This is a genomic window from Limimaricola sp. G21655-S1, from assembly GCF_027213785.1.
GTDB lineage: Bacteria > Pseudomonadota > Alphaproteobacteria > Rhodobacterales > Rhodobacteraceae > Limimaricola.
This window is the reverse complement of sequence record NZ_JAPWGO010000001.1, coordinates 401,752-417,880: the sequence shown is the minus strand read 5'-3', so window position 1 is coordinate 417,880 and position 16,129 is coordinate 401,752. Positions and strand designations below refer to the sequence as shown.

The following is a 16,129-nucleotide window of genomic DNA, read 5'->3' as shown; positions in this document are numbered from 1 at the left end:
CGGCCCAGACCGCGCCACGAATAAAGAGCGGTTCGCCGGGAGGACATCGAAGTTGCGCCATATCGCCGTGTTGACCGGCCTGTCGGTTCTCGCCCTGTCGACATCCGCCGCGCTGGGCCAGGATGTCCGTTTCGAGATCGACGTCGCCGATGACGAACTCGAAAGCGTGCTGGAGAATTCCTCGCTGCTGGTGGCGCTCAAGGATGACGAGAACCCGACCCCGCAGGATTACGTCGCCGCCGCCCGGGCCGATTACCGGCGGCTGCTGACCGGGCTTTATTCCCAAGGTTATTTCGGCGGCACGATCTCGATTCTCGTCAATGGCGAGGAAGCGGCGGCCCTCGCGCCGCTCGACGCGCCGGCGCGGATCGACGACATCGCGATCCGGGTGAGCCAGGGGCCGCGCTTCACCTTCGGTCGTACCGAGATCGCGCCGCTGGCCCCCGACACCCAACTGCCCGAAAGCTTTGCCACCGGCGAGACCGCGCGCGCCGAATCGGTGCGGGCCGCCGCGCGCGCCGGGGTCGAGGCATGGGAGGCGGTGGGCTTCGCCAAGGCCGAGGTCGCGGATCAGGAGATCGTCGCCGACCACGCGACCGAGCGGCTCGACGCCGCCGTGCGCCTTGCCCCGGGACCGCGGCTGCGTTTCGGTGCGCTCACCGTGACCGGCAACGAGGATGTTCGCGAGGAGCGGATCCGCGCCATCGCCGACCTGCCGACGGGCCGCACCTACGATCCCGAGGATCTCGATTTCGCCGCGACCCGGCTGCGCCGCACCGGCGCCTTCGATTCGGTGGCCTTCATCGAGAGCGAGGAGATCGGCCCGGACAATACCCTGCCCTTCGAGCTGACCGTGACCGAAGCGCTGCCGCGACGGATCGGCTTCGGCGCCGAGATCTCCACCGTCGAGGGCTTGGGCCTTTCTGCCTTCTGGCTGCATCGCAACCTTCTGGGCGGGGCCGAGCGGCTGCGCATCGAGGGCGAGATCTCGGGCATCGAGGGCGAGGTGCCCGGCGTCACCGGTTCGGGCGGCGCCGATTACCGGCTTGGCGCCAGTTTCAACCGCCCTGCCACGTTCCGCGCCGATGTCGATCTCTTTGCCGAGGCCGAGCTCAAGCGCGAGGACGAGATCGACTACCTGCTCGACCAGTTCAGCGCCGAGATCGGCCTGTCGCGCTACGTCAACGAGACGCTGAGCTACTCCGGCGCCATCGGCATCCTGACCGCGCGCGAGGAAACCGATGCGCGGGTTCGCGACTATACGCTGCTGACCCTGCCGCTCGACGCGACGCTCGATCGGCGCGACGCCGCGCTCGATGCCCAGAACGGCTATTTCGTCGATGTCGAGGTCACCCCCTTTCTCGGCGTGACCGGCAGCGATGACGGGCTCCGGCTCTATGTCGACACGCGCGCCTATCGCAGCTTCGGCGAGACCGAGCGGCTGACGCTGGCCGCGCGCGGCCAGCTCGGCTCGGTGCTGCTCTCGAGCCTCGAGGACAGCCCCGCCGATTTCCTGTTCTACTCCGGCGGCGGCGGCACCGTGCGCGGCCATGACTACCAGTCGCTCGGCGTCACCTACACGCGTGATTTCGGCGACGGCCCGGTCGAGGTCAGCTCGGGGGGCAAGAGCTTTGCCGGCGCCCAGCTCGAGGCGCGGTTCGACGTGACCGAGAAGATCGGCGCTGTGGGATTCTACGACATCGGCTATGTCGAGGCCGATGCCCTGCCGGATGGCGAGGGCGACTTCCAGGCCGGTGCCGGGGCGGGGATTCGCTATGCCACGCCGATCGGGCCGGTACGGCTCGACCTCGCGACGCCGGTCACCGGCGACGACGCCTATGAGAGCGTCCATGTCTATATCGGAATAGGACAGTCGTTTTGAAACAGCTCTCCCGCGCCGCCGCCATCACCATCGCCACCGTCGCGCCGACCATGCTCCCCGCGCAGGAGGAGCAGGCCGAGCGCGATCGCGGCTTTCTCACCGGGCTGATCGAGGACAACCTCTCGGGCGCCGGTCGCGAAGTGATCATCACCGGCTTTCAGGGCGCGCTGAGCTCCGCCGCCTCGATCGAGGTGATGACCATCGCCGACGAGGAAGGCGTCTGGCTCAGGGCCGAGAACCTCGTGCTCGACTGGAATCGCTCGGCGCTGCTGCGCGGCAGGCTCGAGGTCGAGGAGCTTTCGGCCGAGTTGATCGAACTGACCCGGCCGCCGGTGGCCGGTGCCGAAGAAGCGCCCGCGGCCGAGGCCACGCCCTTCTCCCTGCCCGAACTGCCGGTCTCGATCCGGCTCGACGAGCTCTCGATCGACCGGCTGGTGCTGGGCGAGGCGTTTCTCGACGAGGAAGTCGCGCTCACCGTGCAGGGCTCGGCGCAGCTCGCGGGCGGCGAAGGCGAGGCGCAGCTCACCGCCGAGCGGCTGGGCGAGAAGACCGGCCGCTTCGAACTCTCGGGCAGCTATTCCAACGACAGCCGCCTCCTAGACCTGACGCTGGCGCTGGAAGAGGCCGAGAACGGCATCGCCGCGCGGGCGCTCGACCTGCCCGGCCGCCCCTCTGTGGCGCTCAGGGTCGAGGGCGCGGGGCCGATCGACGATTTCGACGCGGCGATCTCGCTGGCCACCGACGGGCAGCCACGGATCAGCGGCGATTTCGCGCTCGACCGGGGCGAAGCGCCCGAGGGTGGCACCGCGCCGCTGGCCTTTTCGCTCGACGTGGATGGCGACGTGACGCCGCTGATCGCGCCCGACTATGCCGAGTTCTTCGGCCCCGATGTCGGGCTCGCCGTCACCGGATCGCGCGGCGCCGACGGCGCGCTGGCGCTGTCGCGGCTTTCGATCGAGGCGCAGGCGCTCACGCTCGACGGCTCGGCCCGGATCGGCGCCGATGGCTGGCCCGAGAGCTTCGATCTCAACGGCAGCATCGGCGGCGAGGATGGCGGCCCGGTCGTCCTGCCCGTGGCCGGTGGCGAAACCCGGATCGGCGGCGCCGATCTGGCGCTGCAATTCGACGCCAGCATCGGCGATCAATGGGTGATCGACCTGACCGCCCGCGATTTCGCGCGTCCCGGGCTGACGATCCCGCAATTCACCGTGCAGGGCGGCGGCGTGATCGTGCGCGAAAGCGACGTCGCGCCGAGCCTGTTCACCGCCGATATCGACTACACCGCGCGCGGGCTGCAATTCGACGACGAGGACCTCGCGGAGGCGCTGGGTGAGCAGATCGCGGGCGAAATCGTGCTCGAACGCGACGGCGAAGGCCCGGTCACCATCGACCGCGTCACGCTGGACGGGCCGGGCATCGCGCTCGACGCCACCGGCACCGTCGCCGGTTCCGAAAACGGCTTCGAAACCAGCTCGACCGTGGAGCTTGCCGCCGATCGGCTGGAGCGGTTCTCGGGCCTCACCGGCCTCGATCTCGCAGGGGCCGCCGATCTCGACATCGACAGCACGATCCGCCCGCTCGACGGGATCTTCGACGTGACCCTGTCGGGGACCACGCAGGATCTGGCGCTCGGGATCGAACCGCTCGACCCCTATATCGGCGGCGCGGGCGAGATCGCGCTCCGGGCCGCGCGGGACGAGACCGGCACCCGGGTCGAGAATCTGGCGATCACCACGCCCGGGCTGACCGCCACCGCCGAGGCCGACATCACCTCCGGGGCCTCCGAGGCCCGCTTCGACATCTCGGTCGAGGATGCGGGCCTCGCGCTCGACGGGGTCGAGGGCCCCGCGACCCTCACCGGCACCGCCTCGCGCGATGCGGCCGGCGTGACCCGCGCCGACGTGGTGGCAGAGCTGCCCAATGGCCGTGCCGTGATCGACGCCACCCAAGCCCCAGAGGAGGAAGGCGGGCAGGTCACGCTCGACATGACCGCCGATCTGCGTGACATCGCGCCCTTCTCCTCGATCGCGGGCCGCGATCTCTCCGGTGCGGCGGTCTTCTCGGCCGAGGGCACGCTCGCGCCCGACGCCTCGACCTTCGACCTCGTGATCGACGCCGAGACCACCGATCTCGTCACCGGCGTCGCCCAGGCCGACCCGCTGCTGTGGGGACAGGCGACTCTGTCGGGTCGCGCCCTGCGCTCGGGCCCCGAGAGCTTCCGCGTCGAGAATCTCGACATGACCTCGCAGAGCCTCCGGGCCACGGGGCGCGCCGAGCTGGACGGCGGCACCGCGACCTTCGACATCGACGCGGCCGCATCCGATCTCGGCCCGGTGGGCGAGGCGGTCGCGATGCCGCTCTCGGGCGCGATCGACATCTCGGCGGCGGGCTCGATGCAGACCGATCTCTCCGAGGCCGACATCACGCTCGACGCCAGCGCCACCGATCTCGTCACCGGCATCGCGCAGGCCGACCCGCTGCTGCGAGGCCGGGTCGAGATCGCCGGCCATGCGGTCCGCAGCGGCGAGATGGCCTTCACGGTCGAGGATCTCGTGCTTTCGGCCCCCTGGGTTCGCGCCAGTGGCGACGCGGCCCTCGACGGGACCACCGCGACATTCGACATCGAGGCCGAGGCCTCTGACCTTTCGCCGCTTGGCGAAGCGCTCGACCGGCCGATCTCCGGCGCCGCGCGGCTCTATGCGGCCGGCACGGCCGAGACCGACGGCTCCGCCGCCGACCTCACGCTCGACGCCGTGACCACCGATCTCGTCACCGGCATCGCCCAGGCCGACCTGCTGCTGCGGGGCCGGGTCGCGCTTTCGGGCCAGGCCACCCGCACCGGGCCGGACAGCTTCTCGGTCGAGGATCTGAAGCTCGACGGCCCCGCCGTTGCCGCGACGGGCCGCGCCGAGGTGGTCGAGGGACTGGCCGAGTTCGACCTCGACCTCGACGCGCGCGACCTCTCTGCCGTGGGCGAGGCCGTGGACCGCCCGCTCGCGGGCGAGGCGCAGCTCAGCGCGCAGGGCTCCGCCGCGCTCGACGCCTCGACCTTCGACGTGACCCTCGATGGTCGCGCCACCAATCTCTCGACCGGCACGGCAGAGGCGGACGAGCTGTTCGGCGGCGAGCTGACGCTCTCGGGCCACGCGGTGCGTACCGGCCCCGAGGACCTGCTGGTCGAGAACCTGCGCGTCGCCTCCGAGGGCCTCAACGTCACGGGCTCTGCCACGATCGAGGACGGCGCGGGCGATTTCGACATCGACATCGACATCGACGACCTCGCGCCCATCGGCACGCTGGCGGGCCGCCCCCTCTCGGGCGCGGTCGATTTGAGGGCCAACGGCACCGCGAGCGCCGACCTGTCACGCTTCGACGTGACGCTCGACGGCACGACCTCGAACGTGACCACCGGCATCGGCCAGCTCGACCCGCTGCTCGCGGGCGAGACGGTGCTCGACGCGCAGGTGATCCGCTCCGGCCCGCAGGACTTCGCCCTGCCCCGCTTCACGCTTGTGAACCCGCAGATCCGCGCCATGGGCGAGGCCACCGTGACCGATGGGCTGCCCACCGGCGATGTCGATATCGAGCTGACCGAGATCGCGCCCTTCGCGCCGGGGCTGTCGGGTCCCGCCACCCTCTCGGCCAATGCTTCGGGCGACGCCGCGGGCGGCATCGATTTCGACGTGACCGGCCGCGCCCAAGGCACCGACATTGCCGCCACGGGCCGCGTCGCCCCGGAGGCGCAGGGCCGCCGGATCACCTTCAGCGCCGCGACCGAGATCGCGTCACTCGCGCCCTTCTCACAGCTCGCGGGACGCCCCCTGGGCGGCAGCGTCGATCTCGACGCCGCGGGCAGCGTGATGCCGGATCTCTCCGCCTTCGACGTCACCATCGACGGTCAGGCCGCCAATCTCGACATCGGCGTCGAGGCGGCCTCTCGCCTGCTCGACGGCACCGGTTCGATCGATGCCCGGCTGAGCCGCGACGCCCCGGGCGAGATCGCGGTGCAGGATCTCGACATCCGCTTCCCGGCCTTTTCGGTGCAGGCCGATGCCACCGGATCGGGCAGCAATCAGAGCGCCAGCTTCGAGGCGCGGCTGAACGATATCGGCCTGTTCACCCCCGATTTCTCGGGGCCCGTCACGGCCTCGGGCACCGCCGCGCGCAACGCGGCAGGCGATCTCGATCTGGACGTCTCGGCCACCGGGCCGGGCGGCACCTCGGCGGATGTCTCGGGGCGCTACCTCTCCAACGGCACACTCGATCTCGACGTGACCGGCGAGGCGCAGCTCGGCCTCGTCAACGATCTGATCGAGCCGCGCCGTCTCGACGGCACCGCCCGCTTCGATCTCTCGGTCGAGGGGCCCCCTGCCCTTTCATCGGTGACCGGCACCATCTCCACCGCCGGTGCCGAGCTCGCGGTGCCGACCGTCGGCCTCACGGTGCAGGACATCGACACCACCATCCGCCTCTCGGGCGATCGGGCGGAGCTGTCGCTCGCCGCGGCGCTGGAAAAGGGCGGCCGAATCGGCGTCTCCGGTCCCGTGGCGCTGACCGGCGGCTTCGACGCCGATCTGGTCATCACGCTCGACGATCTGGAGCTGCGCGACCCCGAGCTCTACCAGACCACTGCCGACGGGCGGTTGAGCGTCACCGGCCCCTTGGCCGGCGGGGCGCTGATCTCCGGGCTGGTCGCCTTGGGCCAGACCGAGATCCAGGTGCCGTCTTCCGGCATCGGCGCTCTGGGCGACCTGCCGGAGGTGCGTCACGTCAACGCGCCGCAGGAGGTGCAGCGCACGCTGGCGCGGGCCGGGCTGAGCATCGCCGGGGTCGACATCGGCGAAAGCGCGGCCGAGGCCGATGGACCCTCCGGCCCGGGCTACGGGCTCGACGTGACCATCAGCGCGCCGTCGCGCATCTTCATCCGCGGCCGTGGCCTCGACGCCGAGCTGGGTGGCGAGCTGGAGATCAGCGGCACCACCAACCAGGTGATCCCCGTGGGCGAGTTCGAACTGATCCGCGGCCGGCTCGACATCCTGCAGCAGCGCTTCGAGCTCGACGAGGGCGGTGCCTATCTGCAAGGCGATTTCAGCCCCTTCATCCGGCTGGTGGCCACCACCCAGGCCGCGACCGGCACGCAGGTGCGGATCATCATCGAAGGCCCGGCGAGCGAGCCCGAGGTGCGGTTCGAATCGACGCCGGACCTGCCGCAGGACGAGGTGCTGGCCCAGCTCATCTTCGGGCGCGACATCACCTCGCTCTCGCCGCTGCAGGCGGTGCAGCTCGCGGCGGCGGTGGGTACGCTGGCGGGCACCGGCGGCGGCGGGCTGATCGATGATTTCCGGGCCGATACCGGCCTCGACGATCTCGACATCACAACCGACGACGAGGGCAACGCCGCCGTACGCGCCGGCAAGTACCTCTCTGAGAACGTCTATACCGACGTCACCGTCGGCACCGACCAGACCTCGATCAACCTCAACCTCGACGTGACCGACGACATCACGGCGCAGGGCCGCGTCAGCAGCGATGGAGAGACCTCGCTCGGGATCTTCTTCGAGCGCGACTACTGAGGCGGATTCCCGCCGCGCGTGCGCGGCGGGGCTCACGCCCGGAGCGGCGCCTGCCTATATGATCGGCAGATACCGAGAAGGATTCGCCCGTGCCCTTCGACCCGCTTCGTGCCGCCATCCGCTTCGGCACCGGCCTGTCGCCGGTGCAGCCGCCCCCCGAAAGCGTCGCGGCGATGCTGCGACCGCTGAGCGGGCGTGACGAGATCGCCCGAGAGTTTCCGATCCCCCCCTTCGGCGAGGCGCGACCGACCCTGGTCGAATGGTACGAGGCCGGCCGTGCCAAGCGCGCGGCCCGCGGTAGCGCGCAGGAGAAGGCCGCGCGTGATGCGCAGAACAAGCTGAGCGCCGCGGCGCGCGCGCTTGGCTGGCGCAATTTCGCGACCAGTCTTGCCCGCGGCGTCGCGGCGCCGGAAGGCGGGCTGCACGAGCGTCTGGTGCGGTTTTGGGCCGATCACTTCACCACACGGGCACCAGTGCAGGCCTGGCGTCACCTGATCACCCCCTATGTCGAGGAGGCGATCCGGCCGCGCGTCGCCGCCCCCTTCGAGGAGCTGTTGATCGCCGTCGTCACCCATCCGGCGATGCTCGCCTACCTGGATCAGGCGCGATCGACCGGGCCGAACAGCCGCGCCGGGCGCCGCGGCGGCGGGCTGAACGAGAATCTCGCGCGCGAGCTTCTGGAACTGCACACGGTGGGTGTGGACGGTCCCTATGACCAGACCGACGTGCGCGAGCTGGCCGAGCTGCTCACCGGGCTGAGCTGGAGCCCCGCGCGCGGCCTGGAATACCGTCCGGACCGGGCCGAGCCGGGCGCCGAGACCGTGCTTGGCATGACCTTTTCCGACCGCGCCAGCTTCGACACGATCCGCGAGGCGCTCAGGATGCTGGCGCGTCACCCCGCCACCGCCCGTCACATGGCGCGCAAGATCGCGGTGCATTTCGTGGCTGATGATCCCGACGAGGCGCTTGTGGCCACGCTCGAAACGGTCTGGCGCGACAGTCGTGGCGACCTTCTCGCGGTCACCGCGACGCTTCTGGAACACCCCGCCGCCTGGTCGCCGGAGCCGCGCAAGATCAAGCAGCCTTACGGTTTCGTGCAGAGCGCGCTGCGGGCGCTCGGCGTGGCCCCGCAGGCCATCGCGGGGCTTGGCACGCCCGATCTCAGGCGGCAGCTGTACCAGCCCTTGATGCGGATGGGGCAGCCTTGGGAACGGCCACCCGGCCCCGATGGCTGGCCCGAGGCCGCCGAGGCCTGGATCACCCCGCATGGCATGGCCGCGCGGATCGACTGGGCGATGAACACGCCATCGGTGCTGCTCGACGACCTGCCCGACCCGCGCGCCTTCGTGCGGGTCGCCGTGGGTACCGACGCGCCGGAGGCGCTGGTCTTCGCGGCCCGGGCCGCCGAAAGCCGCGCCGAGGCGATCGGGGTGGTGCTGTCCAGCCCCGCCTTCCAGAGGAGATGACGGCATGACCGGGATCGACAGACGCTCCGTGCTGGGCGGCGGCCTCGCGCTGGGATGCTCCGCCGCGGCGAGCCCGCTGCTGACGCCGATGGCCTTCGCCAGCGCGCCGTGGGAGAACCGGCTCGTCGTGATCGTGCTGCGCGGGGCGATGGACGGGCTCGACGTGGTGCGCCCCGTGGGCGATCCCGCCCTCGCGGCGCTGCGCCCGACGCTGGCGGTCCAAGCCGATCCCGGCGCCATCGATGCGGGGTTCTACGCACTGCATCCGGCGCTCGACCGGCTGGCCCCGATGTGGAAACGCGGCGAGTTCGGCGCCGTCCATGCCGTCTCGACACCCTATCGCGACAAGCGCAGCCATTTCGACGGGCAGGACCTGCTCGAAGCCGGGACGCCGGGACAGGCGGGGGCCGATGGCTGGCTCAACCGGATGCTGCAGACCATTCCGGGCCTTTCCGCCGAAACCGCCTATGCGATCGGCCGCGAGGAGATGCTGATCCTGTCGGGCCGCGCCGCGACGACCCGCTGGTCGCCCGAGGCGCGGCTGGAGCTGACCCCGCAGGGGCGCCGGCTGCTGGAACTTGTGACCCATGACGATCCGCTGTTCCGCGACGCCGTGGCCGAGGCGATGGACATCGTAGACAGCCTCGCCGCCGAAGAGACCGGTCAGGCCGCTGAGATGGGTGACAACGGCGACGAGGCGCTGCGCGGCGACCATGTGCGGCTGGCCGAGTTCGCGGCCTCGCGGCTTCGGGGCGACAGCCGGATCGCCAGCTTCTCGCTCACCGGGTGGGACACCCATGAACGGCAGTCGGTCGGGCTAAGCCGGGCGCTGGGGCGGCTCGCCGACACGCTGTTGACGCTGGAGGCGGGGCTGGGCCCCGCATGGGAAAAGACCGCGGTGCTCTGCGTGACCGAGTTCGGCCGCACCGCGCGCGAGAACGGCACGAAGGGCACCGATCACGGCACCGGCGGCGCGATGCTCTATGCCGGCGGCGCGCTGCGCGGCGGGCGGGTGCTGGGCGACTGGCCCGGCCTGTCCGAGGCCGCGCTCTACGACCGGCGCGACCTGATGCCCACGCGCGATCTGCGCGCCCATGCGGGCTGGGTGATGCGCGGCCTGTTCGGCCTCGACCGATCGGTGATCGAGGGATCGGTGTTCCCGGGGCTCGAACTCGGCGCCGATCCCGGACTGTTCGCCTGAGCGGCGGCACGGCTCAAAGCGCCGCCGGCGCCGCGAGCCGATCCTCGACCAGCGCCGCCAGCCGGTCGAAGGCGGGGCCCGCCGCGCCCCCATGCCGCGCGACGGACAGCGCCTCGGCCGCCGCGCAGAGCTTCGCATCGCCGGCGGCCTTCGCCACCCCGGCGAGGAACTGCGCCAGATAGGCCATGACCCGCTCGTCCGCGCGACCGTGCCGCATCAGCTGGGCCGCCAGCGCCAGATCGTCGCGGAACGCCACCGGATCGGGACGGATCTCCTCGCCGACCGGAAGGCACCCAAGCCCCCCGGGGCGGCGATCGGGCGGCACATGCGCGAGCAGCGCCTGCTGGAACTCCCCCAGTCGGCCGATCGGTTTGGCGAGAAAGCCGTCCGCCCCGGCCGCGCGCGCCGGCGCTTCGCCATCCGGATCGCCGGAGGTGGCCAGCAGCATGTCGATCCGCGGGGTGGCCTGCGCCAGTTCGAGGATCAATTCGACCCCCGAGCCGTCCGGCAGGCCGAGATCGACGATCACCGCGTCGGGGCGGTAGCCCCGCAGGTGGCGGCGGGCATTGTGCAGGCTGTCGGCGCGGCGGATCCGGGCACCGGAGCGCAGGCACAAAAGGCGCATCGCCTCGCAGGCGAAGCGGCTGTCCTCGACCAGCAGCACGGTCAGCCCGAGCAGCGGCCTGTCCGCGGTGGGCGCGCGCGCGCCGGGAAAGGGGATGTTGACCGGCATGCTGGGCTCCCTTTGGGGTCGGGCCCGAAGGGCCCTTGCTTCGGGCAGTCTCGCCGGACAGGGTGAATCCCGTCTTAAGCCGCGACGATCCGCGCGGTTGCGCCACCGGGTCCGAGCCGCCATATCGCCCCCATGTCAGCAGGAGCTTTCCGATGATCGGTCGCCTCAACCATGTCGCCATCGCCGTGCCCGACCTCGCCGCCGCGCGCGACCGCTATGCCCGGTCGCTTGGTGCGCAGGTCAGCGCCCCGCAGGCGCTGCCGGAGCATGGCGTCCGCGTAGTCTTCGTGGAACTGCCCAACAGCAAGATCGAGCTGATGGAGCCGCTGGGCGAGGCCTCGCCCATCACGGGGTTTCTCGAAAAGAGCCCCTCGGGCGGCATGCACCATGTCTGCTACGAGGTGGAGGACATTTACGCGGCCCGCGACCGGCTCGTGGCCGAAGGCGCGCGAGTGCTGGGCGACGGCAATCCCAAGACCGGTGCCCATGGCAAGCCGGTGCTGTTCCTGCACCCCAAGGATTTCGACGGCTGCCTGATCGAGATCGAACAGGTCTGACCGAGAGGCGGGGCCCACGGCCCGCATGACCCGAGATGAAATACAACAGGGGGGCTGCCCCCGTGGAGATGCCATGACCATCACCGCCGCCTTCGTGCTCTTCGCCGTGACATGGTTCATGGTGTTCTTCATCGTGCTGCCGCTGCGGCTCGTCACCCAGGGCGATGCGGGCGAGACGGTGCCCGGCACCCATGCCTCGGCCCCGGCCAATTTCCGGCTGGGCCGCAAGGCAAAGATCACCACGCTCTGGGCGGTGCCGATCTGGGCCGCGCTCTCGGCCTTCATCCTGTGGGGCGGCGTCACGGTGCGCGACATCGACGTGTTCGGCCGCATGGCCCCGGCCAACGGCCCGCTGGTCAGCGAGTAGCGGGCCGCCGCCGCGCCAGCCGGTGATAGAGATGCGTGAAGGTGGCCGCGCCCAGCACCGGCACCAGCAGGTTCACCACCGGCACCGTCAGCGGCACCGCCATCAGACAGCCCGCGCCCCAGATCCGCAGCGGATGGCGTCGGCGCATGGCATGCGCCCCCGCCCGGCCCTCGCGCCGCATCGCCGCGACCTGGAAATACTCGCGCCCCAGCAGCCAGCCATTGACCCCGTAGAACAGGAATGGCGCGGCGGGCGGAAAGGCGAGGCTCACCGCGAACGCCGCGACGTTCACGAGCACCAGCACCGCGAGGAAGGCAAAGGTGTCGCGGATCTGGTCCGCCAGCGGGATCGTGCGGGCGGGCGGCAGGCCGGGATAGTGCCGGGCCTCGACCGCACCGGCCACTTCTTCGAGGAAGAAGCCGCTCATCATCGAGGCCACGGGTAGCATCAGGAACACCGAAAGGCCGAGCATCAGCAACAGCGAGCCCCAGCCCAGCGCGTCGTCGATCCACGCCACCTCGCCGATCAGAGGCAGCGTCACGCTGTCGGGCGCGAACAGCCCGACCAGCGCCAGAAGCCCGGCATAGAGCGCGACTAGAAGCCCCGCCGACAGGCCGATGCCGAGCCAGAGCACCCGGCGGAAGCGCGGGTCGAACATCTGCGCCAAGGCGCGCATGAAATCCGTCAGGATCATGCCGAGCGCCACTCCGTCAGCGCCATCACGTCGGGGCGCGGCCGCTCCGGCACCGCCACGGTCTCGGTGCCGATATGGATCAGACCCGCGACGCTCTCGCCCTCTTCCAGCCCCAGCCCCTCGCGGCAGAATTCCGGGTCATGGCTGGGCCAGCCGGTGAGCCAGTTCGCCCCCCAGCCCGCCGCCAGCGCCGCGTTCAGGAGCGACAGGCAGACGCAGGCGGCCGATTGGACCTGTTCGATCCGGGGCACCTTGTGGCTTTCCTTCGGGGCGGAGATCACCGCGACCGCGAGATCGGCGTCGCGAAACTGCGCCACCGCCTTGTCGCGCTTGCCCTCATCGATGCCCAGCGCCTCGGCGCGGGCGGGCACGCGCGCCGCCAGCCCTGCCAGCGCCGGCTTTTCCAGCACGACGAGCCGCCATGGTTCGAGCTTGCCGTGATCCGGAACCCGCAGCGCGGCGGTGAGCAACGGCAGCAGCTCCTCGCGCGAGGGCACGGGCGCGGTCAGCGTCTTGGCGGGGCGGGAGCGGCGCGTCAGCAGGAAATCGAGCGCCTGCGGGTTGGGATCGGGCATGTCGTCTCCGGAAGGCTTGGTCGCGCCCTTCCTGACGCAGATCGCCGCCGGAGAAAAGGTGCCGCCCGGGATGCCAAGCGAAGCCGCGACCCGCTCAGGCGGGACTGCGTGCCCCGGTCAGATCGCCAGCGGCAGGATCATCGCCGCCGTGGCGATCGAGAGGCCGAGCGGATAGCGGCCCGTGGCGCGCAGGCTGACCCATGCGGATTCCGGCCCGCCCGCGACGCGGCGCGCCCCGGTCAGCAGCAGCACTCCGGCCAGCATCGTGGCGGAGAGAAGCACCGCGAAGCTGGGCAACGCCTCGGGCGGGATCAGGGGGACCAGCACCGCCAGCATCTTTACGTCGCCGCCGCCCATGGTGCCGATGGCAAAGAGCCCGAGCCCCGCGACGAAGACCGCGCCCCCGGCGATCAGCCGCATCCCGAGATCCGGCATCAGCCCGAGGATCGCGCAGCAGATCCCGAGCAGCGCCACTGCACCTACCAGCATGTTGGGGATCCGCATGTGTCGCAGGTCGGTCCAGATCATCGCGGCCATCAGCGGCGCGGCAAGTATCAGCGGCAGGTCCTGCATCGGCTCGTCTCCGGCTCGGTCCGCGCCCGATGCGCGGCTCCGAAAGCCACCCTGCCCGGCCGGAGAGGGGATTCGTGGGCCAAAGCGGGGCGCGTTCGTGGCAACGCGCCCCGCCGGTCTCGCCTCAGCCTTCGATCTCGGCGGAGCGGGCCCAGAGGTTGATCTGCTCCTCGTCGGCATATTCGTCGATCTTCGCCAGCTCGTCGGCGGTGAAGTCGAGATTGCCGACTGCGCCGGCGCAGTCGATCACCTGGCTCGGCTTAGAGGCGCCGATCAACGCCGTGGTGATACCGCCCTCGCGCAGCACCCATGCGATCGCCATCTGCGCCAGCGTCTGGCCACGCGCCTCGGCGATCTCGTTGAGCTTGCGGATGTTGCCGATCGCCTTCTCGGTGAGCATCGACGGGAACAGCGACTTGTCCTGCGCGGCGCGGCTGTCCTCGGGGATGCCGCCGAGATACTTCTTGGTCAGCATGCCCTGCGCCAGCGGCGTGAAGGCGATCGAGCCGATGCCGAGTTCCTTGAGCGTGTCCTTGAGCCCGTCATGCTCGACCCAGCGATTGAGCATGTTGTAGCTCGGCTGGTGGATCACGCAGGGCGTGCCGAGATCCTTCAGGATCGCCGCCGCTTCGCGGGTGCGCTCGGAGTTGTAGCTCGAGATCCCGATATAGAGCGCGCGGCCCGACCGCACGATGTGATCGAGCGCGCCCATGGTCTCTTCGAGCGGCGTCTCCGGATCGAAGCGGTGCGAATAGAAGATGTCGACGTAATCGAGCCCCATCCGCTTGAGCGACTGGTCGCAGGACGCGATCAGGTACTTGCGGCTGCCCCACTCGCCATAGGGGCCGTCCCACATGTGGTAACCGGCTTTCGACGAAATGATCATCTCGTCGCGATAACCGGCGAAATCGGTCTTCAGGATCTCTCCGAAGGCGCTCTCGGCGGCGCCCGGCTCGGGGCCGTAATTGTTGGCGAGGTCGAAATGCGTGATGCCGTTGTCGAAGGCCGTGCGGCAGATCTCGCGCTTGGTCTGGTGCGGAGTGTCGTCGCCGAAATTGTGCCACAGCCCGAGGCTGACGGCGGGCAGCTTCAGGCCGGACCGGCCGCAGCGGCGATAGACCATCCGCTCGTAGCGGTCGGGGCTCGGGGTATAGCTCATCTCGTGGATCTCCTCTTGGCCGGGGCCCTGTCCGGGTCCGGGCGTCGCGGCGGACCCTAGGCCGGGGGTCCGAGCGCTGTCAAACCGGGCTCAGGCCGGGCGCGCCGCGCGCTTCTCCTCCTTGTCCTGCCGGTCGGCCTCGCGGTCCTCGGCCTTGACCGCCGGGTCGCCCGACAGGAAGGAGCCGAAGGCCTTGAGCGAGGGCACGTGGTCGCAGACCGCCTTGACCACCACGAGGAACGGCACCGCCAGAACCGCCCCGGGCACGCCCCATAGCCAGATCCAGAAGGCCACGGTGACGAAGACCGAAACGATGTTGAGCTCCAACCTGCGGCCCACCAGCATCGGCGTGACGAAGTTGCCCTCGATGGTGGTCAGCGCGAAGTAGGACAGCGGCGCCAGCAGCGCGTAGGGGACGCTGTCGAACGACACCAGCGCGAAGGCCCCCACCGCGGCGGTACCGATGATCGCGCCGATGAAGGGCATGAAGTTCAGGAGGAAGGCCAGCGTGCCCCAGACATGCGGCATCGGCAGGCCGATGATCCAGAGCGCGATGCCGATGGCGAGGCCCAGCCCCGCGTTGATCATGGTGATCGCGCCGAGATAGCGCGAGATCTGCTTTTCCACGTCGCGCACGATGGTCAGCGCGCGCTTCTTGTCGTGCAGCTTGGGCGAGGCCTCGACGATGCGACGATGGTAGAAGTCGCCCGAGGCCAGAAGGAACAGCGTGAGGATCATCGCCGCCACCAGCGAGGAGGTGATCGAGGCGACGGAGCCCACGGCGGCCGGGATCGGCCCGGACTGGTCGACCACCACCTCGACCTTCTCGCCCTCGCCCGTGGCGCCGGCGGCGTCGGTCATCTCGGTGACCTGCTCGCCGACCTCTTGGATCGAGGCGAGCCGGTCCATCAGCCCGGCGAGCTTGCGCTGCACCTCCGAACCGATCTGCGGCGCCCGCGCCGCCATGTCGCCGATCGGGCCCGAGAGGAAATAGCCCGCGACGGCGAACCCGAGCCCGATCGCCAGCATCACCAGAACCGCGCTGAAGCCCGGCGCGATGCCGATCCGCTGCATGCCCCGCACCACCGGCCGAAGCGTCAGCGTCAGCAGGATCGCCAGCACGATCGGCAAAAGCACGTCGCGGGCGAAATAGGTCGCGGTGAACAGGGCCAGAAGGAAGGAGCCGAGCATCAGCCGCCGGATGATCCGCAGTTCCCTGAGCCGTCGCTCGGCGAGGTCGATATGCGGATCGACGGGGTCCGCCTCCGCGGTGTCCCCGGCCTTCGACCTCTGCTCCGCCATCTTTCCCACCTCCGGCCGCACGATGCCGCCCAACGTGACCGAAGGGC

General features: G+C 70.5%; 12 protein-coding genes. 6 read left to right on the top strand and 6 right to left on the bottom strand.

Going from position 1 to position 16,129, the window contains the following annotated elements; genetic code table 11:
• Window positions 1–52: 52 nt before the first annotated feature.
• The 4 genes from O4G76_RS02105 to O4G76_RS02090 all read left to right on the top strand — a co-directional run bounded on the left by O4G76_RS02105 (window position 53) and on the right by O4G76_RS02090 (window position 10,122).
• Complete coding sequence (locus O4G76_RS02105) at window positions 53–1,882, top strand: autotransporter assembly complex family protein (protein WP_269395756.1); 1,830 nt, start codon at window positions 53–55, stop codon at window positions 1,880–1,882.
• Window positions 1,879–7,455 (top strand): translocation/assembly module TamB domain-containing protein, encoded by a 5,577-nt coding sequence (locus O4G76_RS02100; RefSeq protein WP_269395755.1) that lies wholly within the window; start codon window positions 1,879–1,881, stop codon window positions 7,453–7,455. The genes O4G76_RS02105 and O4G76_RS02100 overlap by 4 nt, the downstream gene beginning before the upstream one ends.
• Window positions 7,456–7,544: 89 nt before the next feature.
• The gene (locus O4G76_RS02095) at window positions 7,545–8,921 is read left to right on the top strand and encodes a DUF1800 domain-containing protein (protein ID WP_269395754.1); all 1,377 of its coding nucleotides are present in this window, start codon (window positions 7,545–7,547) and stop codon (window positions 8,919–8,921) included.
• 4 nt (window positions 8,922–8,925) lie between these two features.
• Window positions 8,926–10,122, top strand: a complete 1,197-nt coding sequence (locus O4G76_RS02090) for a DUF1501 domain-containing protein (RefSeq protein ID WP_269395753.1) — start codon at window positions 8,926–8,928, stop codon at window positions 10,120–10,122.
• Window positions 10,123–10,135: 13 nt separating this feature from the next.
• On the opposite strand, the gene O4G76_RS02085 is transcribed toward O4G76_RS02090, so the two are convergent.
• Entirely contained in the window at window positions 10,136–10,855 is a 720-nt protein-coding gene (locus O4G76_RS02085; protein ID WP_269395752.1) for a response regulator, read from the bottom strand.
• A 152-nt stretch (window positions 10,856–11,007) separates the two neighbouring features.
• Between O4G76_RS02085 and mce the strand changes: the two genes are divergently transcribed.
• Window positions 11,008–11,412 carry a methylmalonyl-CoA epimerase gene (gene mce / locus O4G76_RS02080; RefSeq protein WP_269395751.1) on the top strand — a complete coding sequence of 135 codons (405 nt, stop codon included), beginning with the start codon at window positions 11,008–11,010 and terminating at the stop codon, window positions 11,410–11,412.
• Window positions 11,413–11,485: 73 nt separating this feature from the next.
• Window positions 11,486–11,779, top strand: a complete 294-nt coding sequence (locus O4G76_RS02075) for a DUF1467 family protein (protein WP_269395750.1) — start codon at window positions 11,486–11,488, stop codon at window positions 11,777–11,779.
• Here the strand turns inward: O4G76_RS02075 and O4G76_RS02070 are convergent.
• The 5 genes from O4G76_RS02070 to O4G76_RS02050 form a co-directional block, all read right to left on the bottom strand.
• Window positions 11,769–12,473, bottom strand: coding sequence for an EI24 domain-containing protein (locus O4G76_RS02070; RefSeq protein WP_269395749.1), 705 nt, complete (start codon window positions 12,471–12,473; stop codon window positions 11,769–11,771). The two genes, O4G76_RS02075 and O4G76_RS02070, sit on opposite strands and share 11 nt — an antisense overlap.
• Entirely contained in the window at window positions 12,470–13,048 is a 579-nt protein-coding gene (locus O4G76_RS02065) for a nitroreductase (RefSeq protein WP_269395748.1), read from the bottom strand. Before O4G76_RS02065 ends, O4G76_RS02070 begins: the two co-directional genes overlap by 4 nt.
• 117 nt (window positions 13,049–13,165) lie before the next feature.
• Complete coding sequence (locus O4G76_RS02060) at window positions 13,166–13,621, bottom strand: prepilin peptidase (protein WP_269395747.1); 456 nt, start codon at window positions 13,619–13,621, stop codon at window positions 13,166–13,168.
• A 124-nt stretch (window positions 13,622–13,745) separates the two neighbouring features.
• Window positions 13,746–14,780 (bottom strand): L-glyceraldehyde 3-phosphate reductase, encoded by a 1,035-nt coding sequence (gene mgrA, locus O4G76_RS02055; RefSeq protein ID WP_269395746.1) that lies wholly within the window; start codon window positions 14,778–14,780, stop codon window positions 13,746–13,748.
• Window positions 14,781–14,870: 90 nt separating this feature from the next.
• Window positions 14,871–16,082, bottom strand: coding sequence for an AI-2E family transporter (locus tag O4G76_RS02050; RefSeq protein WP_269395745.1), 1,212 nt, complete (start codon window positions 16,080–16,082; stop codon window positions 14,871–14,873).
• Between the last annotated feature and the right edge of the window lie 47 nt (window positions 16,083–16,129).

Coding starts and splice junctions, on each gene's coding strand:
- O4G76_RS02090 (WP_269395753.1), top strand. CDS start 8,926: ATGACCGGGATCGACAGACGCTCCGTGCTGGGCGGCGGCCTCGCGCTG.
- O4G76_RS02085 (WP_269395752.1), bottom strand. CDS start 10,855: ATGCCGGTCAACATCCCCTTTCCCGGCGCGCGCGCGCCCACCGCGGAC.
- mce (WP_269395751.1), top strand. CDS start 11,008: ATGATCGGTCGCCTCAACCATGTCGCCATCGCCGTGCCCGACCTCGCC.
- O4G76_RS02075 (WP_269395750.1), top strand. CDS start 11,486: ATGACCATCACCGCCGCCTTCGTGCTCTTCGCCGTGACATGGTTCATG.
- O4G76_RS02070 (WP_269395749.1), bottom strand. CDS start 12,473: ATGATCCTGACGGATTTCATGCGCGCCTTGGCGCAGATGTTCGACCCG.
- O4G76_RS02065 (WP_269395748.1), bottom strand. CDS start 13,048: ATGCCCGATCCCAACCCGCAGGCGCTCGATTTCCTGCTGACGCGCCGC.
- O4G76_RS02060 (WP_269395747.1), bottom strand. CDS start 13,621: ATGCAGGACCTGCCGCTGATACTTGCCGCGCCGCTGATGGCCGCGATG.
- mgrA (WP_269395746.1), bottom strand. CDS start 14,780: ATGAGCTATACCCCGAGCCCCGACCGCTACGAGCGGATGGTCTATCGC.
- O4G76_RS02050 (WP_269395745.1), bottom strand. CDS start 16,082: ATGGCGGAGCAGAGGTCGAAGGCCGGGGACACCGCGGAGGCGGACCCC.